Source organism: Streptomyces sp. BoleA5 (assembly GCF_000373665.1).
Classification (GTDB): domain Bacteria; phylum Actinomycetota; class Actinomycetes; order Streptomycetales; family Streptomycetaceae; genus Actinacidiphila.
Map to the genome: position 1 here is coordinate 75,862 of NZ_KB892098.1, position 25,104 is coordinate 100,965.

At 70.9% G+C, this 25,104-nt stretch carries 25 protein-coding genes; 9 read left to right on the plus strand and 16 right to left on the minus strand.

Going from position 1 to position 25,104, the window contains the following annotated elements; translation table 11 throughout:
• Positions 1–183 precede the first annotated feature (183 nt).
• Entirely contained in the window at positions 184–1,359 is a 1,176-nt protein-coding gene (locus B085_RS0113655; protein ID WP_420706591.1) for a magnesium and cobalt transport protein CorA, read from the plus strand.
• Positions 1,360–1,386: 27 nt separating this feature from the next.
• Here the strand turns inward: B085_RS0113655 and B085_RS0113660 are convergent, their stop codons facing one another.
• Positions 1,387–1,656 carry a DUF1876 domain-containing protein gene (locus B085_RS0113660; protein WP_018559126.1) on the minus strand — a complete coding sequence of 90 codons (270 nt, stop codon included), beginning with the start codon at positions 1,654–1,656 and terminating at the stop codon, positions 1,387–1,389.
• A gap of 120 nt (positions 1,657–1,776) precedes the next feature.
• Here B085_RS0113660 and B085_RS0113665 point away from each other — a divergent pair, with 120 nt between their 5' ends.
• A complete protein-coding gene (locus tag B085_RS0113665; RefSeq protein ID WP_018559127.1) occupies positions 1,777–2,199 on the plus strand; it encodes a CBS domain-containing protein in 423 nt (140 codons plus the stop codon).
• A gap of 56 nt (positions 2,200–2,255) precedes the next feature.
• On the opposite strand, the gene B085_RS0113670 is transcribed toward B085_RS0113665, so the two are convergent.
• Both B085_RS0113670 and B085_RS0113675 read right to left on the minus strand, forming a co-directional pair.
• Positions 2,256–2,603, minus strand: coding sequence for an STAS domain-containing protein (locus tag B085_RS0113670; protein ID WP_018559128.1), 348 nt, complete (start codon positions 2,601–2,603; stop codon positions 2,256–2,258).
• 140 nt (positions 2,604–2,743) lie between these two features.
• Positions 2,744–3,613 (minus strand): helix-turn-helix domain-containing protein, encoded by an 870-nt coding sequence (locus B085_RS0113675; RefSeq protein ID WP_026251011.1) that lies wholly within the window; start codon positions 3,611–3,613, stop codon positions 2,744–2,746.
• Positions 3,614–3,806: 193 nt separating this feature from the next.
• On the opposite strand from B085_RS0113675, the gene B085_RS0113680 reads away from it, so the two are divergent.
• Positions 3,807–4,292, plus strand: a complete 486-nt coding sequence (locus B085_RS0113680; RefSeq protein WP_018559130.1) for an ATP-binding protein — start codon at positions 3,807–3,809, stop codon at positions 4,290–4,292.
• A 22-nt stretch (positions 4,293–4,314) separates the two neighbouring features.
• Here the strand turns inward: B085_RS0113680 and B085_RS0113685 are convergent, their stop codons facing one another.
• From B085_RS0113685 to B085_RS0113700, 4 genes are all read right to left on the minus strand, one after another.
• Positions 4,315–4,554, minus strand: coding sequence for a DUF397 domain-containing protein (locus tag B085_RS0113685; RefSeq protein ID WP_026251013.1), 240 nt, complete (start codon positions 4,552–4,554; stop codon positions 4,315–4,317).
• 232 nt (positions 4,555–4,786) lie between these two features.
• The gene (locus tag B085_RS0113690; protein WP_018559132.1) at positions 4,787–5,740 is read right to left on the minus strand and encodes a pirin family protein; all 954 of its coding nucleotides are present in this window, start codon (positions 5,738–5,740) and stop codon (positions 4,787–4,789) included.
• 105 nt (positions 5,741–5,845) lie between these two features.
• Positions 5,846–6,289 (minus strand): SseB family protein, encoded by a 444-nt coding sequence (locus B085_RS0113695; protein WP_018559133.1) that lies wholly within the window; start codon positions 6,287–6,289, stop codon positions 5,846–5,848.
• 21 nt (positions 6,290–6,310) lie between these two features.
• Positions 6,311–8,419 carry an ATP-binding SpoIIE family protein phosphatase gene (locus B085_RS0113700; RefSeq protein WP_018559134.1) on the minus strand — a complete coding sequence of 703 codons (2,109 nt, stop codon included), beginning with the start codon at positions 8,417–8,419 and terminating at the stop codon, positions 6,311–6,313.
• 108 nt (positions 8,420–8,527) lie between these two features.
• Between B085_RS0113700 and aspS the strand changes: the two genes are divergently transcribed.
• Complete coding sequence (aspS, locus tag B085_RS0113705) at positions 8,528–10,297, plus strand: aspartate--tRNA ligase (RefSeq protein WP_018559135.1); 1,770 nt, start codon at positions 8,528–8,530, stop codon at positions 10,295–10,297.
• A gap of 104 nt (positions 10,298–10,401) precedes the next feature.
• Here the strand turns inward: aspS and B085_RS0113710 are convergent, their stop codons facing one another.
• From B085_RS0113710 to metG, 4 genes are all read right to left on the minus strand, one after another.
• Positions 10,402–10,797 carry a type II toxin-antitoxin system VapC family toxin gene (locus B085_RS0113710; RefSeq protein WP_018559136.1) on the minus strand — a complete coding sequence of 132 codons (396 nt, stop codon included), beginning with the start codon at positions 10,795–10,797 and terminating at the stop codon, positions 10,402–10,404.
• Positions 10,794–11,060, minus strand: a complete 267-nt coding sequence (locus tag B085_RS0113715) for a hypothetical protein (RefSeq protein ID WP_018559137.1) — start codon at positions 11,058–11,060, stop codon at positions 10,794–10,796. The genes B085_RS0113710 and B085_RS0113715 overlap by 4 nt, the downstream gene beginning before the upstream one ends.
• A 72-nt stretch (positions 11,061–11,132) precedes the next feature.
• Positions 11,133–11,678: a hypothetical protein gene (locus B085_RS0113720; RefSeq protein ID WP_018559138.1), complete on the minus strand. Its 546-nt coding sequence runs from the start codon at positions 11,676–11,678 to the stop codon at positions 11,133–11,135.
• The gene (gene metG / locus B085_RS0113725; protein WP_018559139.1) at positions 11,678–13,405 is read right to left on the minus strand and encodes a methionine--tRNA ligase; all 1,728 of its coding nucleotides are present in this window, start codon (positions 13,403–13,405) and stop codon (positions 11,678–11,680) included. The genes B085_RS0113720 and metG overlap by 1 nt, the downstream gene beginning before the upstream one ends.
• A gap of 136 nt (positions 13,406–13,541) precedes the next feature.
• On the opposite strand from metG, the gene B085_RS42290 reads away from it, so the two are divergent.
• The 4 genes from B085_RS42290 (at position 13,542) to B085_RS0113745 (ending at position 18,297) form a co-directional block, all read left to right on the plus strand.
• Entirely contained in the window at positions 13,542–14,618 is a 1,077-nt protein-coding gene (locus tag B085_RS42290) for an AI-2E family transporter (protein WP_037731626.1), read from the plus strand.
• A 109-nt stretch (positions 14,619–14,727) separates the two neighbouring features.
• Positions 14,728–16,557 (plus strand): acyl-CoA dehydrogenase, encoded by a 1,830-nt coding sequence (locus B085_RS0113735; protein WP_018559141.1) that lies wholly within the window; start codon positions 14,728–14,730, stop codon positions 16,555–16,557.
• A 95-nt stretch (positions 16,558–16,652) separates the two neighbouring features.
• Entirely contained in the window at positions 16,653–17,942 is a 1,290-nt protein-coding gene (locus B085_RS0113740) for a M18 family aminopeptidase (RefSeq protein WP_018559142.1), read from the plus strand.
• A 133-nt stretch (positions 17,943–18,075) separates the two neighbouring features.
• Positions 18,076–18,297, plus strand: coding sequence for a hypothetical protein (locus tag B085_RS0113745; RefSeq protein ID WP_018559143.1), 222 nt, complete (start codon positions 18,076–18,078; stop codon positions 18,295–18,297).
• 16 nt (positions 18,298–18,313) lie between these two features.
• On the opposite strand, the gene B085_RS0113750 is transcribed toward B085_RS0113745, so the two are convergent.
• The 5 genes from B085_RS0113750 to pdhA all read right to left on the minus strand — a co-directional run bounded on the left by B085_RS0113750 (position 18,314) and on the right by pdhA (position 24,047).
• Positions 18,314–20,131: an NHL domain-containing thioredoxin family protein gene (locus tag B085_RS0113750; RefSeq protein WP_018559144.1), complete on the minus strand. Its 1,818-nt coding sequence runs from the start codon at positions 20,129–20,131 to the stop codon at positions 18,314–18,316.
• A 50-nt stretch (positions 20,132–20,181) separates the two neighbouring features.
• Positions 20,182–20,376, minus strand: a complete 195-nt coding sequence (locus B085_RS0113755; protein ID WP_018559145.1) for a hypothetical protein — start codon at positions 20,374–20,376, stop codon at positions 20,182–20,184.
• A gap of 104 nt (positions 20,377–20,480) precedes the next feature.
• Entirely contained in the window at positions 20,481–21,866 is a 1,386-nt protein-coding gene (locus B085_RS0113760; protein ID WP_051102049.1) for a dihydrolipoamide acetyltransferase family protein, read from the minus strand.
• Between the two features lie 52 nt (positions 21,867–21,918).
• Positions 21,919–22,893: an alpha-ketoacid dehydrogenase subunit beta gene (locus B085_RS0113765; RefSeq protein WP_026251014.1), complete on the minus strand. Its 975-nt coding sequence runs from the start codon at positions 22,891–22,893 to the stop codon at positions 21,919–21,921.
• Between the two features lie 2 nt (positions 22,894–22,895).
• Positions 22,896–24,047 carry a pyruvate dehydrogenase (acetyl-transferring) E1 component subunit alpha gene (gene pdhA / locus B085_RS0113770; protein ID WP_018559148.1) on the minus strand — a complete coding sequence of 384 codons (1,152 nt, stop codon included), beginning with the start codon at positions 24,045–24,047 and terminating at the stop codon, positions 22,896–22,898.
• 310 nt (positions 24,048–24,357) lie between these two features.
• Between pdhA and B085_RS0113775 the strand changes: the two genes are divergently transcribed.
• Positions 24,358–25,056: a response regulator gene (locus tag B085_RS0113775; protein ID WP_026251015.1), complete on the plus strand. Its 699-nt coding sequence runs from the start codon at positions 24,358–24,360 to the stop codon at positions 25,054–25,056.
• The last annotated feature ends 48 nt before the right edge of the window (positions 25,057–25,104 follow it).

Here is a 25,104-nt window from a genome sequence, read left to right on the forward strand (position 1 = left end):
GTCTGGCCGGAGGCGGGAACACAGGCGCCGGAGACCCCCCGCCCGGCCGCGGCGGCGCGCGTGAGCACGCAGACGCCCGACCCCGCGTCCCGAAGGGGGACCTGTACCGGCCCGGTCGCGGTGCGGCCCCTACCGGGCGGGCTCGGGCTACCCTGCTCGCAAGGCCCGAAGGGGGTGCTGCCGGTGTCCGGGCGACGACTGCGAGCCCTGCGCGCACTGAGTAACTCGGCGAAGGAGAGGGCCAGGACCGCCCGTCCGCACCGGCCCGCCGCACCGCCGGCCGGGGAGGGCGAAGCCCCCCTGGAGCCGAGGATCGCGGACACCGCAGTCGCCGGTGTGAGCAGCGTGATGGACGCGGCCCTCTACCGCGACGGCCGGCGCATCGCCACGCCCTCCTCGCTCGCCGATGCGTACGCGCAGCTGCGCGCGGAGCCGGGCGCGGTGGCGTGGATCGGGCTCTACCGGCCGAGCGAGGCCGAGCTGGTCTCGCTGGCGAAGGAGTTCGACCTCCACCCGCTCGCCCTGGAGGACGCGATCCAGGCCCACCAGCGCCCCAAGCTGGAGCGGTACGGCGAGACCCTCTTCGTCGTCCTGCGCGCCGCCCGCTACCTGGACGCCCCGGAGGAGGTCGACTTCGCGGAGCTGCACATCTTCGTCGGGCCCGGATTCGTCCTGACCGTCCGCCACGGCGCGGCCCCCGACCTGTCGGCCGTGCGGCGCCGCATGGAGAGCAACCCCGAGCTGCTGACGCTCGGGCCCGAGGCGGTGCTCTACGCGATACTCGACACGGTCGTCGACGGCTACGCGCCGGTCGTCGCGGGGGTCGAGAAGGACATGGAGGAGAGCGAGATCCAGGTCTTCGGCGGCGACCCCCAGGTCTCCCGCCGGATCTACGAGCTCTCCCAGGAGGTGCTGGAGTTCCAGCGCGCCACCCGCCCGCTCGTCCCCATGCTGGACGGTCTGCAGGCGGGCTTCGTGAAGTACGGCACGGACGAGGAGCTGCAGCGCTACCTGCGCGACGTGGCCGACCACGTCACACACACCATCGAGCGCGTGGACGGCTTCCGGCAGGCGCTCGGTGACCTGCTCACCCTCAACGCGACCCTCGTCGCGCAGCAGCAGAACGCCGAGATGCGGGCGCTGGCGGAGGCGGGCTTCGAGCAGAACGAGGAGATCAAGAAGATCTCCGCCTGGGCCGCCATCCTCTTCGCGCCCACGCTCGTCGGCACGATCTACGGCATGAACTTCGACCACATGCCCGAGCTGCACTGGCTGCTCGGCTACCCCTTCGCGATCCTGCTGATGGGCGTGGTCTGCGTCAGCCTCTACCTGGTCTTCAAACGCCGCGGCTGGCTGTGAGGGCGCGCGGCCGGCGCGCCGCCCGGCTCAGATCCTGGGATGCGCAGGCACCCGGGTGACCTCCTCGATCTCGTGCGCCGCCTTGCCGAGGAGCTGACGGGCGAGGTCGTTGAGCGCCCTGGCCGCCGCCAGTTCCTCGCCGACCCGTTCCTGCTCGGGGTCGGAGGGGTGCCGGTTGGCGTGACCGTGCGACCTGACCTCGGTACCGTCCGGGAGCCGGAGCAGCGCGGCGGCCTTCGTCCGCGCGCCGTCCTCCCGGAAGTCCATCTCTATGTGCCATCCGACGAGGGTCTGCATGACGGAACACCTCCAGCGGTCCCGATGTCTCCTTCCAGCGTGCTCCCTATCGCGGAACTACTCCACCAGGGTGACGATGGAGCCAAAGGAAATCGGTCCACGCCCCAAGGAGGCGCCGTCATGACCACCGCACTGGACATCATGCACCCCGGCGCCATGTGCGTGGGGGAGCGGGAGAGCCTCACCGACGCAGCCCGGATCATGCGGGAGCAGGACATCGGCGCGCTGCCGATCTGCGGGGACGACGACGTGCTGGTCGGCATCCTCACCGACCGCGACATCGTGCTGAAGTGCGTCGCCGAGAAGCGCGACCCTTCCGAGGTCACCTGCGGGGAGCTCGCCATGGGACGGCCGCAGATCATCGAGGGCGACGAGCAGATAGAGCGGGTGCTGGAGCTGATGGAGGAGTACCGGGTGCGCCGCCTGCCGGTGATCGACCATCCCGCGCACCGCCTCATCGGCATGATCAGCGAGGCGGACGTGGCCCGCCACCTGCCCCAGGAACGGGTCGCCGAGTTCGTGTCGGCCGTCTGCTGCGACTAGCGTGTCGGCCGTCTGCTGCGACTAGGTCGCGACCCACGGCAGTGTGGACGGGGCGGTCACGGCCGCCCGATCCGGGCGAGCGCCTCGTCCACGCTCGGCACCGGCCGCAGGGCGTTCAACAGCCCGGTGGCACGCAGGACCTTCAGGGTCGGGGGCCGGCAGCAGACGAACTGCACCCGCCCGCCGTTGCCGCGGACCCGGCTGCGGACCCGGCAGAGCACGGCGAGTCCGGAGCAGTCGATGAAGTCGACGGAACCAAGGTCGACGACAAGGCCCGGGCCGGGCGAGCGGGTCAGCTCGTCGAGCGGCGGAGTGATCTCCATTGCCGCGACGATGTCGATCTCCCCGCTGAGTTCGGCCACGACGCACCCGTCGATCGTGCGGGTACGCAGGTACGGGCTCACCGCAGCATGAGATCACCGGGCCGATGAGCCGACCAACGCGTCAAGGTCCACTTCACTCGATCGAGTGAGATCTACGAAAGCCGCAAACCCCCAGTTCAGAGGGGGGAAGCGCAGCACCCGGCGTTGCCGCCGGGGTGCGCTCAGATGTCCCGGAGGACGGCGTTCAGCCGGTCCCGGGTGGCCTCGGGGGAGAGACTGTCCGCGCGGAGCTTCGCCATGACGACGCGGTACTGGTCGACCTCCTCGCGCTTGTCGATGTACATCGCCCCGGTGAGCTGCTCGACGTACACGACGTCGGGGACGTCGGACTCCGGGAAGGTCAGCTGGGTGAAGGTACCGCTGGCGCCCGCGGAGTACCCGGTGAACTCCAGCGGCAGCAGCTGCACCGTCACATTCGGCTGCTCCGAGGCCTCGACCAGGTGCGCGAGCTGAGCCCGCATCACTTCCCGCCCGCCGAACCTGCGGAGCACCACGGCCTCGTCCATCACGGCCACGATCTGCGGGGCGAGCTCCGAGGTGAGCAGCTTCTGGCGCTTGTGCCGCAGGTCGAGCCGGCGTTCCACCTCGTCGGCGGGGGCGTCCGGGTGACCCAGCTCGATGACGGCGCGGGTGTAGTCGTCGGCCTGCAGCAGGCCGTGCACGAACTGCGTCTCGAAGGAGCGGATGACCGAGGCGGACTCCTCCAGACCCACGTACGTCTGGAACCACGCCGGCAGGACGTCGCCGAAGCCGTGCCACCAGCCGGCGACGTTCGCCTCGCGCACCAGCCCGAGCAGCCCGGTGCGCTCGGCGTCGTCGGTGATGCCGTAGAGGGTGAGCAGGTCGGCCACGTCGCGCTCCTTGAAGCTCACGCGCCCGAGCTCCATGCGGCTGATCTTCGACTCCGACGCGCGGATCGAGTAGCCCGCGGCCTCACGGGTGATGCCCCGCGCCTCGCGGAGCCTGCGCAGCTGCGAGCCAAGGAGGATGCGGCGCACCATGGATCCGCTCCCCGACTGCACTGTGGTCATTTGCGCCTACCTTCTCCCCGTGGCATCCAGCAGTCTGCCATCTTCGTGCTGCGTTCAGTACTCGATCGGTCACTCTCGATCGTCACTTCCGCCCCACCTGCCTCGCGTCATGCAAATGCACGTGCATCCGCCCCTTGCATCGGCCACCGGCCGTACGGGACGATGACGTACGTGCCGATACCGGGTGGTGCGCATGTGGACTGAGAGCTCGGCCGGGGTGCAGCCCTTATGGGACGGGCTGGTTCCGGAGCGCCTTTCGTCATCGAGCGCCACCTCGTGCCCGCTGCCGCCGCGTTTCGAAGCGGTCGGCGACGCACGAAGATTCGCGCGGACGACCCTCCGCGCCTGGGATCTCGAGGAGCTCCAGGACGGCATCGAACTGGTCGCCTCGGAACTGGTGACGAACGCCCTGCGCTACGCACTGCCCCAGGACGCGCCCCACGGGTGCGTCAGGCTCAGCCTGGTCAGATGGTCAACGCGCGTAGTCTGCGCGGTGCGTGACCCCAGCAGCCACGGGCCCGTCGCCAAGGCCCCCGACTTCGTGGCCGAGTCCGGGCGCGGGCTGCATCTGGTGGAGTCCTTCAGCGAGACCTGGGGCTGGCATCCCCTGACCACCGCGGGGAAAGTCGTCTGGGCCCTCTTTCGCATGCCCGGACAGCACGACGGCCCGTCACATTGAGCCGCGGCGGGGACGACCGCGGTCAGTTCGCCACGAAATGATCGAACTCCCCGTTCTTCATCCCCACGATGAGGGATTCGATCTCCGCCTTCGTATATATCAGCGCGGGTCCGTCCGGAAAACGTGAATTGCGCACGGCCACTTCCCCGTCCGGAAGCGCGGCCAGCTCCACGCACTGTCCGTTCGCATTGCTGTGCCGGCTCTTCTGCCACACCACTCCGCGGAGATCGGACGCGGCCATGCCGTTGTACGTGTGGCGCATGCTTCTCTCCAGATAAGTGCCGTGCAGGACAGGGGAGATGATAGCCAGAGACGAAGTCACGTGCATCTGCACGTGCAAGTGCACGTGCAGTCACTCAGGGTGAATGCAGCGGCCAATGAGGAGCCAACGAACCGCCCGACGGAATTGCTCCCACCGTATGCGACGGCCCCGCCCGGGAATCGGATTCCCGGACGGGGCCGTTTAATGCCGGAGGTACCCGGAGCCGCCTACGTCACTCCTGACCGGCGGGAACGGTGCCGAGCCGGCCGGCCTTGAAGTCGTCGAAGGCCTGGGCGAGTTCCGCGTGGGTGTTCATCACGAACGGGCCGTACTGCATCATCGGCTCACGGATCGGCAGCCCGCCCAGAAGGACGACCTCGAAGTTGGGGCTGCGCGAATCCTGGGTCTCGTCGGCACGGATCGTGAGGGAGTCCCCGCGTCCGAAGACGACCGCCTGCCCCATGCGGAAGGCCCGGCCCTCCGGGCCCGCGGCGCCCCGGCCGGACAGGCCGTACGCCAGGGCGTTGAAGTCCGCGCGCCAGGGCAGCGTGAGCTGGGCGCCCGGGTTCACTGAGACGTGCAGCATGGTGATCGGGGTGTGCGTGGCGCCCGGGCCCTGGTGCCCGTCGATGTCACCGGCGATGATCCGGATGAGCGCGCCGCCGTCCTCCGACGCCAGCAGCCTGACGCTGCCGCCGCGGATGTCCTGGTACTTCGGCGCGATCATCTTGTCCTTGGCGGGCAGGTTGACCCACAGTTGCAGACCGTGGAACAGTCCGCCGCTCATGACCAGCGCCTCGGGCGGGGTCTCGATGTGGAGCAGGCCGCTGCCGGCGGTCATCCACTGCGTGTCGCCGTCGGTGATGGTGCCGCCGCCGCCGTGGGAGTCCTGGTGGATGAAGGCGCCGTCCATGATGTAGGTGACGGTCTCGAAGCCGCGGTGCGGGTGCCAGGGCGTGCCCTTGGGCTCTCCGGGCGCGTACTCCACCTCACCCATCTGGTCCATCATGATGAACGGGTCGAGGTTCTTGTAGTCGATGCCCGCGAAGGCGCGACGGACGGGGAAGCCCTCCCCCTCGAAGCCACTGGGGGCGGTGGTCACCTGCAGCGCACGCCGCTGCACCGCGTCGGCGGGGGCGTGAACGCGCGGCAGGGTCAACGGGTTCTCGACGGTCACTGCGGGCATGGCCAGGATCCTCCTCGGATTGTTCAACGTTCAACATAGTTGAACTCTGAACTTCCCGCAACCATTCCCCGGCCTTTGTCCGGTTTCCGTGGGGTCAGGGCCGTATCAGCCGTACATCCGCCGCATGGTGAACTCCACCATCTGCTCGACCGCCTTCGCGTCGAACACCATCCGGTGCTCGCCCTCCATGTCCAGCACGAAGCCGTAGCCGGTCGGCAGCAGGTCCAGCACCTCGGCCCCCGTGATCACGAAGTACTTGGACTCCTTGCCGGCGTAGCGGCGCAGTTGCTTCAGCGAGGAGAACATGGGGATCACCGGCTGCTGCGTGTCGTGCAGCGCCAGGAAACCGGGGTTGTCACCGCGCGGGCAGTACACCTTGGACGTGGCGAAGACGGCCTGGAAGTCCTCGGCCGACATCGAGCCCGTCGTGAAGGCGCGGACCGCGTCCGCCAGCGAGGGCGGTGACGGCTCGGGGTAGCTCGCACCCATCGGCGCACCGCCCATCGGCGGCGCGGCCCCTGCCATCCCGTTCTGGTCGTAGCCGTACACGGCACACAGCGTATCGGGCCGCTAGCCCGCCATGGGAGCCTCGTGGAGTTCGAACCAGATCGCCTTGCCGTCGCCCAGCGGATCCACGCCCCAGGCGTCCGCAATCTCCTGCAGGAGCAGCAGTCCGCGACCGGAGGCGGCCATCTCGCCCGGGGTGCGGCGGTGCGGCATCCCGTCGCTGCGGTCGGTCACGTCGACCCGCAGCCGCCGGACGCCCGGAACGCCGAGGAGCTGCGCGCCCAGCACCGCGTCGTCGTCGGTGTGCAGCAGCACGTTCGTGACCAGCTCCGACACCAGCAGCACGGCCGCGTCCACCTGGTCGCCGGACGTCCAGTCGTGCAGCAGCGCGCGGACCTCCTCCCGGGCCGCCCGCAGCTGACGGGCGTCGGTCTGGGCGACGGTGAGCACGCTGCGCCGCACCGGGGCTTCGCGGTGCGCCCCCACGGGGTCGCGCCGCACCAGCAGCAGCGCGACGTCGTCCTCACGGCGGTCGGCGAGCGGGCCGGTCAGATGGTGCGAGGCCAGGCCGTGCACCATCTCCACCAGGGCGTCGGCGAGCGCCTCCAGCCCGTCGTCGACCGCGTCCTCCAGCACCGGGCGGAGCCTTTGGAACCCGGAGTCCAGGTCGTGGCCACCGGTCTCGATCAGGCCGTCCGTGCAGATCAGCATCGTCTCGCCGGGTTCCAGGGTGAGCCGCGTGGTCGGGTAGTCGGAGTCGGGGGCGATCCCCAGCGGCAGGCCGCCGGCCGTGCGCCGCACGATCGTCGTGCCGTCCGCGAGCCGCACGACGGGGTCCAGGTGCCCGGCCCGCACCACGTCCAGGGTCCCGTCCACCGGATCGACCTCCATGTAGAGGCAGGTGGCGAAGCGGGCGTCCTCACTCTCGGCGGAGCACTCGGTGAGCCCGGCCAGGAAGCGGGACGTCCGGGACATCACCGCGTCGGGGCGGTGCCCCTCGGCCGCGTACGCGCGCAGGGCGATGCGCAACTGCCCCATCACCCCCGCCGCGCGGACGTCATGGCCCTGCACGTCGCCGACGACCAGCGCCGTGCGCCCCGACGGCAGGTCGATCACGTCGTACCAGTCGCCGCCCACCTGCAGTCCGCCGCCGGTCGGTACATAGCGGGCGGTCAGCGTCATCCCCTCGACGTACGGCCGCCGTCGCGGCAGCATCGCGCGCTGCAGCCCGTCGGACAGCTCCCGCTCGGACTCGTGCAGATGCGCTCTGGACAGCGCCTGGGCGAGCATCCGGGCGACGGTGGTCAGCACCGACCGCTCGTCCGGGGTGAAGGCGACGCGTTCCCGGAAGCAGGCCATCCACGCGCCGATCGTGCGTCCCGCGGCGACCAGCGGCAGATACGCCCAGGACGACCGCCCGAAGTCCCGCACCAGCGGCCATGTGGCCGGGAAGCGCTCCTCGTACGCCCGCGGGCTCGGCAGATAGACCGCACGGCCGGTGCGCACCACCACCGCCGCCGGGTACTCCGCGCCGAGCGGCATGTCCAGGAAGGGCACCTCGTCGCCGGGCTGCTGCCCGTGGAACCCGATGGCGCGCAGCCGCTCGCCCTGGACACCGAAGACGGCGAGGCCGTCGGGGGAGAACCCCGGCATGGACAGGTGGGCGGCCACACGGAGCACCTCCTCGGTGCTGTCCGCCTCCGCCAGCGCCCGGCCCGCGTCCAGCAGGAAGGCCTCGCGGGACCGCCGCCAGTCCGCGGGGGCGGCCGGTGCCGCCCCGGTGGGCCGGGTGCCGGTGCCCGCGCCGGCGATCGCGTGCGCCGCGGGCGCCTCCTGCAGCGTGCCCATGATCTCCGCCGGCCGGCCGGCGGCAGAGGGGAGCCCGAAGGTGCGCATCACCACGGTGCGGACGACCCGTCCGTCCTCCCGGACCACGCGCAGCAGGGACTCCGAGGAGGTGCCCTCGGCCATCGCCAGGGCGACCGCCGCCGACATGTCCACGTAGTCGGAGGCGTGGTAGCAGGCCCTGGTCACCCCCGAGTGGACCTTCTGCGGCCGGGGCGGAAGCCCTATCAGCCCGGCGCTCACGGCGTCGAGCTCCACCATGTCGGTGGCGCTGTCCCAGCGCCAGACGCCCGTGCCGAGCGAGGCCAGCACGTCCTCGATGCGCATTCGCATAGTTTATGGTTTTTCGCCGCTTTCATACGAATGGGGTCGGGCGCGCGTACCCCCGTAGACTGGGGAGGCCTCATCCCCGAAATCAGACGACTTGGATGAACGATGCATCGGTACCGGTCCCACACCTGCGGTGAGCTGCGCGCCACCGACGTAGACGCGGAAGTGCGCCTGAGTGGTTGGCTGCACAATCGCCGGGATCTGGGCGGCATCCTGTTCGTCGATCTCCGGGACCACTACGGGGTGGTCCAGCTCGTGGCCCGCCCGGGCTCGCCCGCGTACGAGGCACTGAGCCACCAGTCCAAGGAGTCGGTGCTCCGCGTCGACGGACGCGTCGTCGCCCGTTCGGGGGAGAACGTCAACCCCGACCTGCCCACCGGCGAGGTCGAGGTCGAGGTCTCCGAACTGGAGGTGCTCGGCGCCGCCGACCAGCTGCCGTTCCCGGTCTTCCCGGAGGACAACGCGAACGAGGAGATGCGGCTCACCCACCGCTTCCTCGACCTGCGCCGCGCCCGCATGCACCGCAACATCATGCTGCGCACCCAGGTCATCAGCTTCCTGCGGCGCGAGATGACGGCGCTCGGCTTCAACGAGCTGGCCACCCCGATCCTGTCCGCGACCTCGCCCGAGGGCGCCCGCGACTTCCTGGTGCCCTCCCGCGTGCACCCCGGCACGTTCTACGCGCTCCCCCAGGCCCCGCAGCAGTTCAAGCAGCTGCTGATGATCGCGGGCTTCGACCGCTACTTCCAGATCGCGCCCTGCTTCCGCGACGAGGACAGCCGCGCCGACCGCTCGCCGGGCGAGTTCTACCAGCTCGACATCGAGATGAGCTTCGTCGAGCAGGAGGACGTCTTCGCGGTCATCGAGAAGGTCATGACCGACCTCTTCGAGGAGTTCGGCGGCGGCCGCCACGTGACCTCGCCGTTCCCGCGGATCCCGTTCCGTGAGGCGTTCGTCAAGTACGGCAACGACAAGCCGGACCTGCGCGCCAAGCTGGAACTGGTGGACGTCTCGCCGGTCTTCGCCGACTCCGGCTTCAAGGCCTTCGCCGGCAAGCACGTCCGCGCCCTGCCGGTGCCGGACACCGCGGACCAGCCGCGCAAGTTCTTCGACAACCTCGGCGACTACGCCGTCGAGCAGGGCGCCAAGGGCCTGGCCTGGGTTCGCGTCGGCGACGATCTCACCCTCACCGGCCCGATCGCCAAGTTCCTCACCGAGGACGACGTGAAGGCGCTGCTCACGGCGGTCGACGCCAAGCCCGGCCACGCGATCTTCTTCGGCGCGGGCGAGTTCGACGAGGTCTCCAAGATCATGGGCGCCGTCCGGGTCGAGGCCGCGAAGCGGGCCGGCCAGTTCGAGGAGAACGTCTTCCGCTTCTGCTGGATCGTCGACTTCCCGCTGTTCGAGAAGAACGAGGACACCGGGCAGATCGACTTCTCGCACAACCCCTTCTCCATGCCGCAGGGCGGCCTGGAGGCGCTGGAGACCAAGGACCCGCTGGACATCCTGGCGTGGCAGTACGACATCGTCTGCAACGGCGTCGAGCTGTCCTCGGGCGCGATCCGGAACCACGAGCCCGCGATCATGTACAAGGCCTTCGAGATCGCCGGCTACAGCCGCGAGACCGTCGAGCACGAGTTCGGCGGCATGCTCCGCGCCTTCCACTTCGGCGCCCCGCCGCACGGCGGCATCGCCCCGGGCGTCGACCGCATGGTCATGCTCCTCGCGGACGAGCCCAACATCCGCGAGACCATCGCCTTCCCGCTCAACCAGAACGCCCAGGACCTCCTCATGGGCGCCCCGAGCACGGTCGACGAGGCGCGGCTGAAGGAGCTGCACCTCGCGCTGCGGCTGCCCCCGGAGAAGAAGGCCTGACCCACGCCCGCGGGGCATGACGCCGATGGGCCCGGAACCGTACGGTTCCGGGCCCATCGGCGTCATGCCCGTCTCCGCTGCCGTCCCGTCGGGCCGACCCGCCGTCAGCCGACGACCTCGACCACGCAGCGAATGCCGGAAGCTCGCGCCATCCGCCCGTCGGTGGTGAGGAGCGGGCAGCCGTACGCCTCCGCGGCGGCCACGTACGCCGCGTCGTACGCGGTGAGGTTGCCCCGGAGTTCCCAGACGCGGGGCAGCAGAACGCGGGGCATCGGAACGACGGGGTCGAGCCCGCAAAGTGCCTCCACCGCGTCCGCGGCATGGCCGGCCGTGATCTTGCCACCGAGCAGATTGCCCCGGATCACGGACATCACCTCGATCGTCCAGTGCTGCGGCGCGATCCAGCGGTCGTCCGCAGCCAGGGCGCTTCGGCAACGCTCGCCGGTCGTGCCCTCGTCCAGGAGCGAGAAGGCGAAGACAGAGGCATCGACGACGATCACTCGTCGCCTCCCGGCACACCGAGTTGCGCGTCCCGCTCTGCCCTCGCCGTACGCAACACGTCCGTGACGTCGCCTTCGGCAAGCCGGGTGCCGTACGCGGACCTCGAGAACCGCTCGAGAACGGCCAGGTTGTCCCTGCGCCGCACCTCGTCGCGCACGAGGTCGAACAGGTACGCCTGAAGCGACTGGCCGCGCTCCTCGGCTATGGCCGCGAGACGGTCGCGAAGGTCCTCGGGCACGTCACGGATCTGGAGAGCAACCATACGGACAGTGTTGCACGCTTGCATGCATATGTGCATGCAAGCGCCTGGCGAGACGACGGCCGGCCGGGCCGGTCAGCCGTCCAGGGCCACGAGCGCGACCACCGGGTGGGCGGGGTCGCTGTCGTCGACGGCGACACCGCGGCTGTAGGCGCCGTGGCCCGCGGCGGCAGGCACGTGGTCGCCGGCGTAGCGGGCGTGCGCGAGGCCGCCGGCGGCGCGGCGGCAGGGGTCGGCGGGGGGCTCGCCCACGCGCAGTGCCTGGACGTCGGGGCCGAGCGCGCCGAAGCCGGATGCGGAGAGGAACTGCTTCAGGCCGGCGGCCGTGGTGCGGAAGCGCAGTTGGAGGTCGTGCTGACCGGACAGCCCGCCGCCCTGTGCGAGGTAGTGCACGTCCTGCGGGTCGTCCGGCAGCCGCAGGCCGAAGCGCCCCGCGGCCTGCTCCAGCGTGACGTTGCTGCCGCGGCACGCGCCGTCCGGTCCCGGGGCGGCGCCGGAGCGCCGGTCGTCCGAACCGGTCAGGGAGACGGCGAGGATCACCGCGGCCACCACCAGCACCAGGGTCAGGCCCACCGCGAGGATCAGCACCAGCGGGGACCTGTCCCTGGCCGTGGCGGGCATCAGGCGGCCTCCGGCTCCCCGCCGAAGCGCTCCCGGTAGGACTCCAGGTCCTCCTCGGTGATCTTGGCGAAGAGCACCGGCGGCACGGTGAAGGACGTCCCGGCCGGGACGGCGGCCAGGGCGCGGGCCTCCTCGGGGGTGACCCAGGCGGCGGTGTCGTCCGCCAGGTCGAATGCACCGCGCATGGCGGCGGCCGTGGCCGGGATGAAGGGCTCGGAGACGACCGCGTAGAGGTGGATCAGGTTCATGGCCGTGCGCAGGGTCAGGGCGGCGCCGTCGGCGTCCGTCTTGATCTCCAGCCAGGGGGCCTTCTCCTCCAGGTAGGAGTTGCCGGCGCTCCACAGGGCGCGCAGAGCCTGCGCCGCCTTGCGGAACTGCAGGTCCTCCATGTGGCGCTCGTACTCGGCGAGGAGCTCGGCGATCTGCTCGCCGAGGCGCCGCTCGGCCTCCCCGGCCTCCTTGCCCGCCGGCACCTCGTCACCGAAGCGCTTGCGGGAGAAGGACAGCACGCGGTTGACGAAGTTGCCGAGGGTGTCGGCGAGGTCCTTGTTGACCGAGGCCGCGAAGTGCTCCCACGTGAAGGACGTGTCGTCGGACTCGGGCGCGTTCGCGATCAGGAAGTAGCGCCAGTAGTCGGCGGGCAGGATCTCCAGGGCCGCGTCGGTGAAGATGCCGCGCCGCTGCGAGGTGGAGAACTTGCCGCCGTAGTAGTTCAGCCAGTTGAAGGCCTTGACGAAGTCGACCTTCTTCCACTTGTCGCGGGTGCCCAGCAGGGTGGCCGGGAACATCACGGTGTGGAAGGGGACGTTGTCCTTGGCCATGAACTCGGTGTAGCGGACCTCGGTGTCGACGTCGTACCACCACGAGCGCCAGTCGCGCGCCTCGCCCTGGGGCGCGGCGTCCGACCACTCCTTGGTGGCGCCGATGTACTCGATCGGGGCGTCGAACCAGACGTAGAAGACCTTGCCCTCGGCCGCCAGCTCCGGCCAGGTGTCGGCCGGCACCGGCACGCCCCAGTCCAGGTCGCGGGTGATGGCGCGGTCCTGCAGGCCCTCGGTCAGCCACTTGCGGGCGATGGAGGAGGCGAGCGTCGGCCAGTCCTTGCCGTGCTCGTCGACCCAGGCCTCGACCTCGTGGGAGAGCTTGGACTGGAGCAGGAAGAGGTGCTTGGTCTCGCGGACCTCCAGCCGGCTGCTGCCGCTGATCGCGGAACGCGGCTCGATCAGGTCGGTCGGGTCCAGGACGCGGGTGCAGTTCTCGCACTGGTCGCCGCGGGCCTTGTCGTAGCCGCAGTGCGGGCAGGTGCCCACGATGTAGCGGTCGGGCAGGAAGCGCTCGTCGTCCAGGGAGTACACCTGGCGGATGGCGCGCTCCTCGATGAAGCCGTTCTGCTTCAGCTCGCGCGCGATGGCCTGGGTGATCTCGACGTTCTGCGGCGAGGAGCTGCGGCCGAAGTAGTCGAAGGAGAGCGCGAAGCCGTCGTAGACCGCCTTCTGCGCGTCGTGCTGCTGGGCGCAGAACTCGGCGACCGGCAGCCCGGCCTCCTGCGCGGCGAGCTCGGCCGGGGTGCCGTGCTCGTCGGTGGCGCAGATGTAGAGGACCTCCTGGCCGCGCTGGCGCAGGTACCGGGAGTAGACGTCGGCCGGGAGCATGGACCCCACCATGTTGCCCAGGTGCTTGATCCCGTTGATGTACGGAAGGGCGCTGGTGATGAGGTGTCGAGCCATTGCCGGCTGCTCCCAAGTCGCTACTGTGGGTGAGGAATTCCTCTACGGACCGTCAATATCGTATCCGACCGCCGCGGGCCACCCGTTCGCCTTTTCCGGCATGCGGACAGCGGGCACCCCGTGATCCGCTGGGCGGGTGGACGCGCCCCTTCTGCCGGCATCCGCGCGACGGACGGCCGCGTGGTGCGCCGTCGTGCTGCTGGTGGCCGGCGTGGGCGCGCTCGTGGTCTGGCTCGTCGTCACCTTCGCGGCGGTGGTCACGCCCGTCCTGCTGGCCCTGCTGGGCAGCGCCCTGCTGGGCCCGCTCCACCGGCGGCTGCGGGCCGCCAAGGTGCAGCGGTCGGCGGCCGCGGCGCTGACCTGCGTGGCGCTGGTGGTCTTCGTCGCGGGCGTGGGGTTCGTGGTCGTCCACAGCCTGCTGGAGACCGGGGACGAGATCGTGGCCTCGCTCAAGGAGGCGGCCCGGAAACTTCTGCCGCGCCTGGGCGCGTCGGGGACCTCGCTGAACGACACCATCGACAGCCTCAAGTCCTTCGCCACCAAGTACGGCGCCCGCGCCGCCTCCGGGGTGGTGTCCGGGATCAGCATCGTGGGGCAGCTCATCGCCACCGCCGTGCTGGCGCTGCTGCTGACCTTCTTCTTCCTGCGCGACGGCGCCCGCTTCCCGGTGCTGCTGCGCGAGGCCGCCCCGGACGGCACCGGTCCCCTGCTGGAGCGGATCGCCCACCGCGCCTTCGCCGCGGTCCAGGGCTTCATGCGGGGAACGACCGTGATCGCGCTGATCGACGCCGTGCTGATCGGCATCGGCCTGCTCATCCTGCGGGTCCCGGGGGCGGCCGGCCTGGCCGCCCTGGTCTTCGTCGGCGCCTACATCCCGTACCTGGGGGCGTTCATCTCCGGCTCGGCGGCGGTGCTCGTCGCGCTCGCGGACCGGGGGTGGGTGATCGGCCTGTGGGCCCTGGGCGTGGTGCTGGCCGTGCAGGTGCTGGAGGGGCACGTGCTGCAACCGATCGTGCAGAGCCGCACGGTGCACATGCACCCCGCGCTGGTCCTGCTGGCGATCACCGCGGGGGCGAGCCTGGCGGGCATCCTCGGGATGCTGCTCGCGGTGCCGATCGCGGCGGCCGCCTTCGGGGCCCTGGACGAACTACGGCACCGGGAGCCGGGGACTCCTCCGGACGTCGAAGGTCATCCGTCACATCCGGCCGGGTAGGGGTTGTTTTTATTACCGACGGGTAGCATCATTACCGATCGGTAAGTGATAAAGCTGCGAGGACTGGCACCTTTCCCGCCGTCCGACCGACCCCGACGGAGCCGTCGCCATGGGCCACTACAAGTCAAACCTTCGCGACATCGAGTTCAACCTCTTCGAGGTCCTCGGACGCGACACGCTGTACGGGACCGGCCCGTTCGCCGACATGGACGTCGAGACCGCCAAGGACATCCTGTCCGAGGTCGCGCGCCTGGCGGAGAACGAGCTCGCCGACTCCTTCGCGGACGCCGACCGCAACCCGCCGGTCTTCGACCCGTCGACCAACACCGCCCCGGTGCCGGACTCCTTCAAGAAGAGCTACAAGGCCTTCATGGCCTCCGAGTACTGGCGCCTGGGCCTGCCCGAGGGCATCGGCGGCACCACCGCCCCGCCGTCCCTGATCTGGTCGTACGCGGAGCTGATCCTCGGCTCCAACCCGGCCCTGTGGATGTACTCCTCCGGCCCGGCCTTCGCCCGCATCCTCTTCGAGGAGGGCAACGAGGTCCAGAAGAAGATCGCCGGGATCGCGGTCGAGAAGACCTGGGGCTCCACCATGGTCCTCACCGAGCCGGACGCCGGCTCGGACGTGGGCGCCGGCCGCGCCAAGGCCGTCGAGCAGGAGGACGGCTCCTGGCACATCGAGGGCGTGAAGCGCTTCATCACCTCGGGCGAGCACGACATGGAGGAGAACATCCTCCACTACGTCCTCGCCCGCCCCGAGGGCGCCGGCCCCGGCACCAAGGGCCTGTCCCTCTTCCTCGTCCCCAAGTACCTCTTCGACTTCGAGACCGGCGAGCTGGGCGAGCGCAACGGCGTCTACGCCACCAACGTCGAGCACAAGATGGGCCTGAAGGCCTCCAACACCTGCGAGATGACCTTCGGCGACAAGCACCCCGCCAAGGGCTGGCTCATCGGCGACAAGCACGACGGCATCCGCCAGATGTTCCGCATCATCGAGTTCGCCCGCATGATGGTCGGCACGAAGGCGATCTCCACCCTCTCCACCGGCTACCTCAACGCGCTGGAGTACGCCAAGGAGCGCGTGCAGGGCCCGGACCTCGCGCAGTTCATGGACAAGTCCGCGCCCAAGGTCACCATCACCCACCACCCCGACGTGCGCCGCTCGCTGCTGACGCAGAAGGCCTACGCCGAGGGCATGCGCGCCCTGGTCCTCTACACCGCCTCCGTCCAGGACGCGATCGCCGCCGCCGAGGCGGCCGGCGAGGAGGAGAAGGGCCTCGAGGCGCTCAACGACCTGCTCCTGCCGATCGTCAAGGGCTACGGCTCCGAGAGGGGCTACGAGCAGCTCGCGCAGTCCCTGCAGATCTTCGGCGGCTCCGGCTTCCTGCAGGAGTACCCGATCGAGCAGTACATCCGCGACGCCAAGATCGACACCCTCTACGAGGGCACCACCGCGATCCAGGGCCAGGACTACTTCTTCCGGAAGATCGTCCGCAACCAGGGCACCGCGCTCACCGCCCTCTCCGAGGAGATCAAGAAGTTCCTCGCCGAGGCCACCGGTGGCGAGGAGCTCTCCGCGGCCCGCGAGCAGCTCGCCAAGGCCGCCGTGGACCTGGAGGCCATCGTCGGCAAGATGCTGAGCGACCTCGCCGCCACCGAGCAGGACGTCAAGAACATCTACAAGGTGGGACTGAACACCACCCGCCTGCTGATGGCGTCCGGCGACGTGGTCGTCGGCTACCTGCTGCTCAAGGGTGCGGCCGTCGCCGCCGCGAAGCTGGCCGCCGGCGCCTCCGCCAAGGACACCGCCTTCTACACCGGCAAGATCGCCGCCGCGAGGCACTTCGCCGCCGAGGTCCTGCCCCAGGTGTCCGTCGCGCGGTCCGTCGCCGACGGCGTCACCCTCGACGTCATGGACCTGCCGGAAGAGGCGTTCTGACCCGGCCCTGACCGGCTCCGCCCGGGACCGGTACGGCGACGGCGGCCCGCTCCTCCCACGAGGAGCGGGCCGTCGCGCGTCCTTATGCTTGAAGCATGAACCCTCAGCCCCACTTCGGCCGCGGCCACACCGACGACCTCGCAGCTTTCCTCACCGCCAGCCCGTCGCAGTACCACGCGGTCGCGAGCGCCGCCGAGCGCCTGGAGAAGGCCGGATTCCAGCGGGTGGCGGAGACCGAGGCGTGGGGCGCCGAGGCCGGCGGCAGGTACGTGCTGCGGGGCGGCGCGATCATCGCCTGGTACGTGCCCGAGGGCGCAGGACCCGCCACCCCCTTCCGGGTGGTCGGCGCGCACACCGACTCCACCAACCTGCGCGTCAAGCCGCGTCCCGACTCCGGCTCCTTCGGATGGCGCCAGATCGCCGTCGAGATCTACGGCGGCGCCCTCCTCAACACCTGGCTCGACCGCGACCTCGGCCTGTCCGGCCGTCTGGTGCTGCGTGACGGGACGACGACGCTGGTCAACGTGGACCGGCCGCTGCTGCGGGTGCCACAGCTCGCCGTCCACCTCGACCGCGGTGTCAACGACAACGGCCTCAAGCTCGACAAGCAGCGCCACATGCAGCCCGTCTGGGGCCTGGGCGAGGTCAACGAGGGCGACCTGATCGCGTTCCTCGCGGAGGAGAGCGGCGTGGCCGCCGCCGACGTCGTCGGCTGGGACCTGATGACCCATGACGTCCAGCCGCCCGCCTACCTCGGCCGCGACCGCGAGTTCCTGGCCGCGGGCCGGCTCGACAACCTGCTCTCGGTACACGCCGGCACCGCCGCCCTGGCCGCCGTCGCCGGGGCCGACCTGACCTGCATCCCCGTGCTGGCCGCCTTCGACCACGAGGAGACCGGCAGCGAGTCCGACACCGGCGCCCTCGGCCCGCTCCTCGGCAACGTCCTGGAGCGTTCCGTCTTCGCCCGGGGCGGCAGCTACGAGGACCGCGCCCGCGCCTTCGCCGGCACCGTGTGCGCCTCCGCCGACACCGGCCACGCCGTCCACCCCAACTACGCCGAGAAGCACGACCCGACGCACCGCCCGATGCCCAACGGCGGCCCGATCCTCAAGGTCAACGTCAGCCAGCGCTACGCCACCGACGGCACCGGCCGCGGCATCTTCGCCGCCGCCTGCGAGCGGGCCGGTGTGCCCTGGCAGTCCTTCGTCTCCAACAACGCCATGCCCTGCGGCACCACCATCGGCCCCATCACCGCCGCCCGGCACGGCATCACGACCGTGGACGTCGGCGTGCCGATCCTCTCGATGCACTCCGCGCGCGAACTGTGCGGCGCCGACGACCCGTTCCTGCTGGCCGGCGCCCTGAAGGCGTTCCTTGAGGGCTGAACCGCGGCCCCGCCGGTGAAGTCCGTCCCCCCAGGAGCGGACTTCACCGGCATCCGGCGGTCATGAGTTCGCCGCCCCGGGGTACACGGGTTCTACGAGTCCGTAGACCCAACCCAGTTCGGAGGCGGACATCATGGGCATCGGCGGTTGCATCGGCCTGATCGCGGTGGGGGCCATCCTCACCTTCGCGACCGACTGGCACATGGCCGGCGTCAATCTGGACCTGGTCGGCCTGATCATGATGGCGGTCGGCGTCATCGGCCTGGCCGCGTACATCAGCATCTTCAAGAAGCGCCGCGTCGTGGAGCCGATGCCGGTGATGGACGAGCGGGCCCGCAACTACCCGCACGTGTGACGGACGTGCGGGCGCGTCAGGCGTCCATCCCGGCGAGCACCAGGGCGAGCCGGGTGTCCCCCTCGGGCGTCAGCCGGACGGGGACACCCCAGTCCTGCTGGTGCACATGGCAGGCCGGGAACTCGTTGTCCGGGTCGTCGTCGCACGACGCGGCCATCGCGGAGACGTGGAGCACCCCCTCGCCGACGTCGCCGTTCAGGACGACGTCGCGGAAGAGGTCCGTGCCCTTGCCCTCCCCCTCCAGCAGCAGCTCCGGGGGCGTCGCGCCGACCAGCAGCCGCGTCGACGGGCCGTAGCGCTCGTCGAGCTTCTGGCCGGCCGGGGCGGAGAACACCACGTCCAACCGCAGCGGCCCCGGCGCCACATCGGTCGCGGGCCGCTGCGTGCGGTGCGCCGCGCCCTCGACCCGCACCGCGTCCTCCGGCAGGCGCAGCCGCGTCAGCCGGTGGCGGGCGGACTCCACCACCACGATCTCCCCGCCGTCCAGCACCGCGCCGGACGGCTCCCGCAGGTCCGTGGCGAGCGTGGTGACCTCGCCGGTCGCCGGGTCGAAGCGGCGCAGCGCGTGGTTGTACGTGTCGCTCACCGCGACCGAACCGTCGGGCAGCGCGGTCACCCCGAGCGGATGCTGCAGCAGCGCCTGCTCCGCGGCCCCGTCGCGGTGACCGAAGTCGAACAGCCCGGTGCCGACGGCGGTACGCACCGCGTACCCCGCGCCGTCCGCGCTCCGCTCCACCCAGCGCAGCGCGCTGGTCTCGGAGTCCGCGACCCACAACCGGTCGCCCGCAGCCGCCAGGCCCGACGGCTGAGCGAACCACGCCTCCTCCGCCGGTCCGTCGACCAGCCCCTCGTTGGTCGTGCCCGCCGCCACGGCGACCGTCCCGTCCGCCGGGTCGTACGCCCACAGCTGGTGCACGCCGGCCATGGCGATCCACACCCTGCCGTCCCACCACGCCACGTCCCACGGCGACGACAGGTCGGTCCCGAGTGCCGGGCCCGAGGTCGCCGACCCCTGCCACCACTGTCTGCCGGTGCCGGCCACCGTCTCCAGGGCCCCGCTCGCCGGGTCGAACGTCCGCAGCCGGTGGCCCACGGTGTCCGCGACGACCACGGTGCCGTCCGGCAGCAGCGCCAGCCCCTGCGGCTCGTTGAAGTCCCCCGGCCCGCCGATCCGCCGTACGACGGTCTCCCCGTCCGGCTCCATCTCCACCAGCTGGTGCCGGGTCGAGTCCGAGACCAGCAGGTTCCCCGACGGCAGCCGCAGCGCCTTCCCCGGGAACCGCAGGTCCGTCGCCACCGGTTCCGGGGCCACGTACGGGCCGTCCCCGCGGCGCAGCGTCCCCTTCGCCGCGTGCTCGGCCTCCAGCTCGGTGACCAGCACCTCCAGCGCGTGCGCGTGCCCCTCCCCGGAGTGCTGGGCGACGACGTACCCCTCCGGGTCGATCACGGTCAGCGTGGGCCACGCGCGCACGGCGTACTGCTTCCACGTCGTGAGCTCCGGGTCGTCCAGCACCGGGTGGTGCACCCCGTACCGCTCGACGGCGTCGACGACCGCGTCGTGCTCCGCCTCGTGCACGAACTTCGGCGAGTGCACGCCGACGATCACCAGGGTGTCGCGGTGCTTCTCCTCCAGCTCGCGCAGCTCGTCCAGGACGTGCAGGCAGTTGATGCAGCAGAAGGTCCAAAAATCAACGATGACGCACTTGCCCCGCAGGTCGGCGAGAGTGAGATCCCTGCCCCCGGTGTTGAGCCACCCGCCCTTCCCGACCAGTTCAGGGGCGCGGACACGGGCACGGCGGGGCTTGGGGGCGGACGCGGAGGCGGAATCGTTCATGCTTCAAGGGTGCCATCCGCGCGCCGCGCCCGATCACGGCGAGGACGGGCTCAGGGGCGCAGGTCGCTCACGGCGTCCGTGGTGGCGACCAGGCCGGAGTGGATGGTGGGGGCGAGGCTGGAACTGGCGAGGCAGAAGCCGAGAAGGACGCACAGGATCGCGTGGGAGACCTTCAGCGACTTCGCCCGGAGCAGGATGAGCGTGATCACGACCAGGAGCAGGACCACGGAGATGGATACCGCCATGGCCGTATGACGTCACAGATCGCCGCCGGGTTGGGGGCGACACGCGCGGGAAGGGCCCGGACGCACAAACGTCCGGGCCCTTCCCGTTGCCGTGTCCGGGCGGCTCAGGCCCAGGTGATCAGGCGCTTGGGGTACTCCAGGACCGCCGCGACGTCGGCGAGGAACCTGGAGCCGAGCTCGCCGTCGACCAGGCGGTGGTCGAAGGAGAGCGCGAGCGTGGTGACCTGGCGGGGCTTGACCTTGCCCTTGTGGACCCAGGGCATCTCCTTGACCGCGCCGAAGGCGAGGATCGCGGACTCCCCGGGGTTGAGGATGGGCGTGCCGGTGTCGACGCCGAAGACGCCGACGTTGGTGATGGTGACCGTGCCGCCCTGCATGTCGGCCGGCGAGGTCCTGCCCTCACGTGCCGTGGCGACCAGGTCACCGAGGGCGGACGCCAGTTCGGGCAGGGTCTTGGCCTGGGCGTCCTTGATGTTGGGGACGATCAGGCCGCGCGGGGTGGCGGCGGCGATGCCCAGGTTGACGTAGCCCTTGTGGACGATCTCCTGGTTGGCCTCGTCCCAGGCGGCGTTGATCTCCGGGTTGCGGCGGACCGCGACCAGCAGCGCCTTGGCGACCAGCAGCAGCGGGCTGACCTTGAGCCCGGCGAAGGCCGGGTCGGTCTTGAGCTCCTGGACGAGCCGCATGGTCCGGGTGATGTCGAAGGTGACGAACTCGGTCACGTGCGGCGCGGTGAAGGCGCTGGCGACCATGGCCGCGGCCGTGGCCTTGCGGACGCCCTTGATCGGGACGCGGGTCTCCAGCGCGCCTGCGGCGGCGGCCGGGGCGGTCGGAGCCGGTACCGCCTGCGCGGCGACGGGCACCTGCGCGGGGGCGGCCGGCGCGGCGGCGGGGGCCACCGCCCTCTGGACGTCCTCGCGGGTGATCGTCCCCTGCGGCCCGGTCGGGGCGACCGTGGCCAGGTCCACTCCCAGGTCCTTGGCGAGCTTGCGCACCGGCGGCTTGGCCAGCGGGCGCACCTCGGCGGGGGCGAAGGAGGCGGCGGCCGCCGGGACCGGGGCGTGGCCGTTCAGCTCGCCCTGGACCGCCTGCCGGGCAGGGGTCTGCGCCGGCACGGCGGGATGCCTGCGGGGCCGGCGCTTGGTCGACGAGGCGGCGACGCCGTAGCCGACCAGCACGGGCTGACGCTTCTGCTCCGGCTCCGCGGCGGGGGCCGGCGCGGCGGCCGGTTCCGCGGCGGCCTCGGCGGCCGCTTCGCCGGCGTCGCCCTCGCCGGTGTCGACCGCGATGATCACGGTGCCGACGTCGACGGTCTCGCCCTCGGGGAAGCGCAGTTCGTGCACCACCCCGTCGAACGGGATCGGAAGCTCGACCGCGGCCTTGGCGGTCTCCACCTCGCAGACGACCTGGCCGTCGGTGACGGTGTCGCCGGGCTTGACGTACCACTTGAGGATCTCGGCCTCGGTGAGTCCCTCGCCGACGTCCGGCATCTTGAACTCACGGAAGCGCTGCGGTGCTGCCACTGTCGTCACAACCCTCTCCTCAGAACGCCAGCGAGCGGTCGACGGCGTCCAGCACCCGGTCCAGGCCGGGCAGGTACTCCTCCTCCACCCGGGCCGGCGGGTACGGCGCGTGGAAGCCGCCGACCCGCAGCACGGGGGCCTCGAGGTGGTAGAAGCACCGCTCGGTGATGCGGGCCGCGATCTCCGCGCCCATGCCGAGCTGCACCGGCGCCTCGTGCACGACGACCAGGCGGCGGGTCTTCTCCACCGACGCCTGGACGGCGTCGAAGTCCAGCGGGGACAGCGACCGCAGGTCCACGACCTCCAGGCTACGGCCCTCCTCGGCGGCCGCGGCGGCCGCTTCCAGGCAGACCTTCACCATGGGGCCGTACGCGGCCAGGGTGAGGTCGGTGCCCTCCAGGGCCGTGCGGGCCTTGTGGAGCGGGGCGGGGATGCCGTCGGTGTCGACCTCTCCCTTGTCCCAGTAGCGGCGCTTGGGCTCGAGGAAGATCACCGGGTCGTCGGAGTCGATCGCCTGCTGCAGCATCCAGTAGGCGTCCTGCGGGGTCGACGGGGAGACGACCTTGAGTCCGGCGGTGTGCGCGAAGTACGCCTCGGGCGACTCGCTGTGGTGCTCGACGGCGCCGATGCCGCCGCCGTAGGGGATGCGGATGACGACCGGGAGCTTGATCTTGCCCAGGGCGCGCGCGTGCATCTTGGCGAGCTGGGTGACGATCTGGTCGTACGCGGGGAAGACGAAGCCGTCGAACTGGATCTCCACGACGGGCCGGTAGCCGCGCAGGGCCAGGCCGATCGCGGTGCCGACGATGCCGGACTCCGCGAGCGGGGTGTCGATCACCCGCTCCTCGCCGAAGTCCTTGTGCAGCCCGTCGGTGATCCGGAAGACGCCGCCGAGCTTGCCGATGTCCTCACCCATGAGGACGACCTTGGGGTCGGTCTCCAGGGACTTGCGCAGCGCCTCGTTGAGGGCCTTGGCGATGGTCATCGTTGCCATGGTCAGTGACCCTCCGTGCTGTCCGCGAACGACGCCTGGTACTCGGCGAACTGGGCGCGCTCCTCGTCGACGAGCGCGTGCCCGTCGGCGTAGATGTTCTCGAAGATCGACATCGGGTCGGGGTCGGGCATGGCGCGCACGGCCTCGCGGACCCGCTTGCCGAGCGCCTCGCTCTCCGCCTCGACACCGGCGAAGAAGGCCTCGTCGGCGATGCCGTCCTTCTCCAGGTAGCTGCGCAGCCGCAGGATCGGGTCCTTGTGCTCCCACTGCTCGCGCTCCTCGTCGAGGCGGTAGCGGGTGGGGTCGTCGGACGTGGTGTGGGCGCCCATGCGGTAGGTGAAGGCCTCGACGAGCATCGGGCCCTGGCCGGAGCGGGCGTGCTCCAGGGCGGCGCGGGTGACCGCGAGGACCGCGAGGACGTCGTTGCCGTCGACCCGCACGCCGGGGAAGCCGAAGCCGGCGGCGCGCTGGTAGATCGGGACGCGGCTCTGCTTCTCGGTGGGCTCGGAGATCGCCCACTGGTTGTTCTGGCAGAAGAAGACCACGGGAGCGTTGTAGACGGCGGCGAAGGTGAAGGCCTCCGCGACGTCGCCCTGGCTGGAGGCACCGTCGCCGAAGTAGGCGATGACGGCGGAGTCCGCGCCGTCCTTGCTGATGCCCATGGCGTAGCCGGTCGCGTGCAGCGTCTGGGAGCCGATCACGATCGTGTACAGCTGGAAGTTGTTCTCGTTCGGGTCCCAGCCGCCGTGGTTCACCCCGCGGAACATCCCGAGCAGGTTGACCGGGTCCACGCCGCGGCACCAGGCGACGCCGTGCTCGCGGTAGGTGGGGAAGACGTAGTCGTCCGGCCTGGTGGCCCGCCCCGAGCCGATCTGTGCGGCCTCCTGGCCCAGCAGCGACGCCCACAGACCCAGCTCGCCCTGCCGCTGCAGGGACGTCGCCTCCGCGTCGAAGCGGCGGGTCAGGACCATGTCCCGGTACAGACCGCGCAGCTCTTCGGGGCTCAGGTCGATGGAGTACTCACTGTGCTGGACGCGCTCGCCCTCGGGGGTCAGGAGCTGTACCAGCTCCGGCTCGCCCTCACGGCGCTTCGCTCCACCGCGCGCGCCCGTACGGGGCGTACGGGGCTTCGCGGCAGTGCTTTTCACGCTCACGCTTGCTCCTCCGTCTGTCCGGCCCCCGGGATCCGCCGGCGGCCAGTGCGGCTCCTGCCCGACTCGTCGCGGCGCACGGGGTGTGTGCGGCACGGCCGAGCCGGGAGTGTTGGTCGACCCGGCAGGAGGCCCTGCGAAGTGAACGTTACCCACACCTTCCGCTTTCGCGCGAAGGGTGTTCTACCTGCGGTTTTGTTTGGATTTCCTAGTAAATGGGCGTTCTCGCAGGCCACCGGGACAACGGCACGGTATCCCGAGGATCGATTCTGCGTAAGAGGTCGGCGCGGGTCGCGTGTGCAACGCTGAACTTGTGACCGAAAAGTCGGGAATCACGGTTTTCCTACTGGACGACCACGAAGTCGTCCGGCGCGGGGTGCACGAGCTCCTCGCCGCCGAGGACGGGATCGAGGTCGTCGGCGAGGCCGGCACGGCCGCCGAGGCGCTGGCCCGGATCCCCGCCGTACGCCCCGACGTGGCGGTCCTGGACGTCCGGCTGCCGGACGGCAGCGGAGTCGAGGTGTGCCGGGAGATCCGCTCCTCCCAGCCGGGGATCGCGTGCCTGATGCTCACCTCCTACGCGGACGACGAGGCCCTCTTCGACGCCATCATGGCGGGCGCTTCGGGCTACGTGCTCAAGGACATCCGCGCCAGCGACCTGGTCGGCGCCGTACGGGACGTCGCCCGGGGCCGGTCGCTGCTGGACCCGGTCGCCACCGCGCGCGTCCTGGAGCGGCTGCGCGGCGGCGGGGAACGCCAGGAGGGCCGCCTCGCCGATCTGACCGACCAGGAGAAGCGGATCCTCGACCTGATCGGCGAGGGGCTCACCAACCGGCAGATCGGCGACCGGCTGCACCTCGCCGAGAAGACGGTCAAGAACTACGTCTCGTCCCTGCTCGCCAAGCTCGGCATGCAGCGGCGCACCCAGGCCGCCGCCTACGTCGCGCGGCTGCGCAGCGGCGGCTCCACGGGGACGGGCACGGGAACGGGTCCCGGGCCGCCCGGATCCTGACCACGCGCGGCCCGCCACGGCGAAACACGTACCAGTCCGTATGCCGGA

Coding starts and splice junctions, on each gene's coding strand:
- B085_RS0113740 (WP_018559142.1), top strand. CDS start 16,653: ATGAACCCTCAGCCCCACTTCGGCCGCGGCCACACCGACGACCTCGCA.
- B085_RS0113755 (WP_018559145.1), bottom strand. CDS start 20,376: ATGGCGGTATCCATCTCCGTGGTCCTGCTCCTGGTCGTGATCACGCTC.
- B085_RS0113675 (WP_026251011.1), bottom strand. CDS start 3,613: ATGACCACAGTGCAGTCGGGGAGCGGATCCATGGTGCGCCGCATCCTC.
- metG (WP_018559139.1), bottom strand. CDS start 13,405: ATGGCTCGACACCTCATCACCAGCGCCCTTCCGTACATCAACGGGATC.
- B085_RS0113690 (WP_018559132.1), bottom strand. CDS start 5,740: ATGCCCGCAGTGACCGTCGAGAACCCGTTGACCCTGCCGCGCGTTCAC.
- B085_RS0113700 (WP_018559134.1), bottom strand. CDS start 8,419: ATGCGCATCGAGGACGTGCTGGCCTCGCTCGGCACGGGCGTCTGGCGC.
- aspS (WP_018559135.1), top strand. CDS start 8,528: ATGCATCGGTACCGGTCCCACACCTGCGGTGAGCTGCGCGCCACCGAC.
- B085_RS0113720 (WP_018559138.1), bottom strand. CDS start 11,678: ATGCCCGCCACGGCCAGGGACAGGTCCCCGCTGGTGCTGATCCTCGCG.
- B085_RS0113760 (WP_051102049.1), bottom strand. CDS start 21,866: ATGCCGGACGTCGGCGAGGGACTCACCGAGGCCGAGATCCTCAAGTGG.
- B085_RS0113745 (WP_018559143.1), top strand. CDS start 18,076: ATGGGCATCGGCGGTTGCATCGGCCTGATCGCGGTGGGGGCCATCCTC.
- B085_RS0113685 (WP_026251013.1), bottom strand. CDS start 4,554: ATGCGCCACACGTACAACGGCATGGCCGCGTCCGATCTCCGCGGAGTG.
- B085_RS0113735 (WP_018559141.1), top strand. CDS start 14,728: ATGGGCCACTACAAGTCAAACCTTCGCGACATCGAGTTCAACCTCTTC.
- B085_RS0113660 (WP_018559126.1), bottom strand. CDS start 1,656: ATGCAGACCCTCGTCGGATGGCACATAGAGATGGACTTCCGGGAGGAC.
- B085_RS0113715 (WP_018559137.1), bottom strand. CDS start 11,060: ATGGTTGCTCTCCAGATCCGTGACGTGCCCGAGGACCTTCGCGACCGT.
- B085_RS0113750 (WP_018559144.1), bottom strand. CDS start 20,131: ATGAACGATTCCGCCTCCGCGTCCGCCCCCAAGCCCCGCCGTGCCCGT.
- B085_RS0113765 (WP_026251014.1), bottom strand. CDS start 22,893: ATGGCAACGATGACCATCGCCAAGGCCCTCAACGAGGCGCTGCGCAAG.
- B085_RS0113665 (WP_018559127.1), top strand. CDS start 1,777: ATGACCACCGCACTGGACATCATGCACCCCGGCGCCATGTGCGTGGGG.
- B085_RS0113680 (WP_018559130.1), top strand. CDS start 3,807: ATGTGGACTGAGAGCTCGGCCGGGGTGCAGCCCTTATGGGACGGGCTG.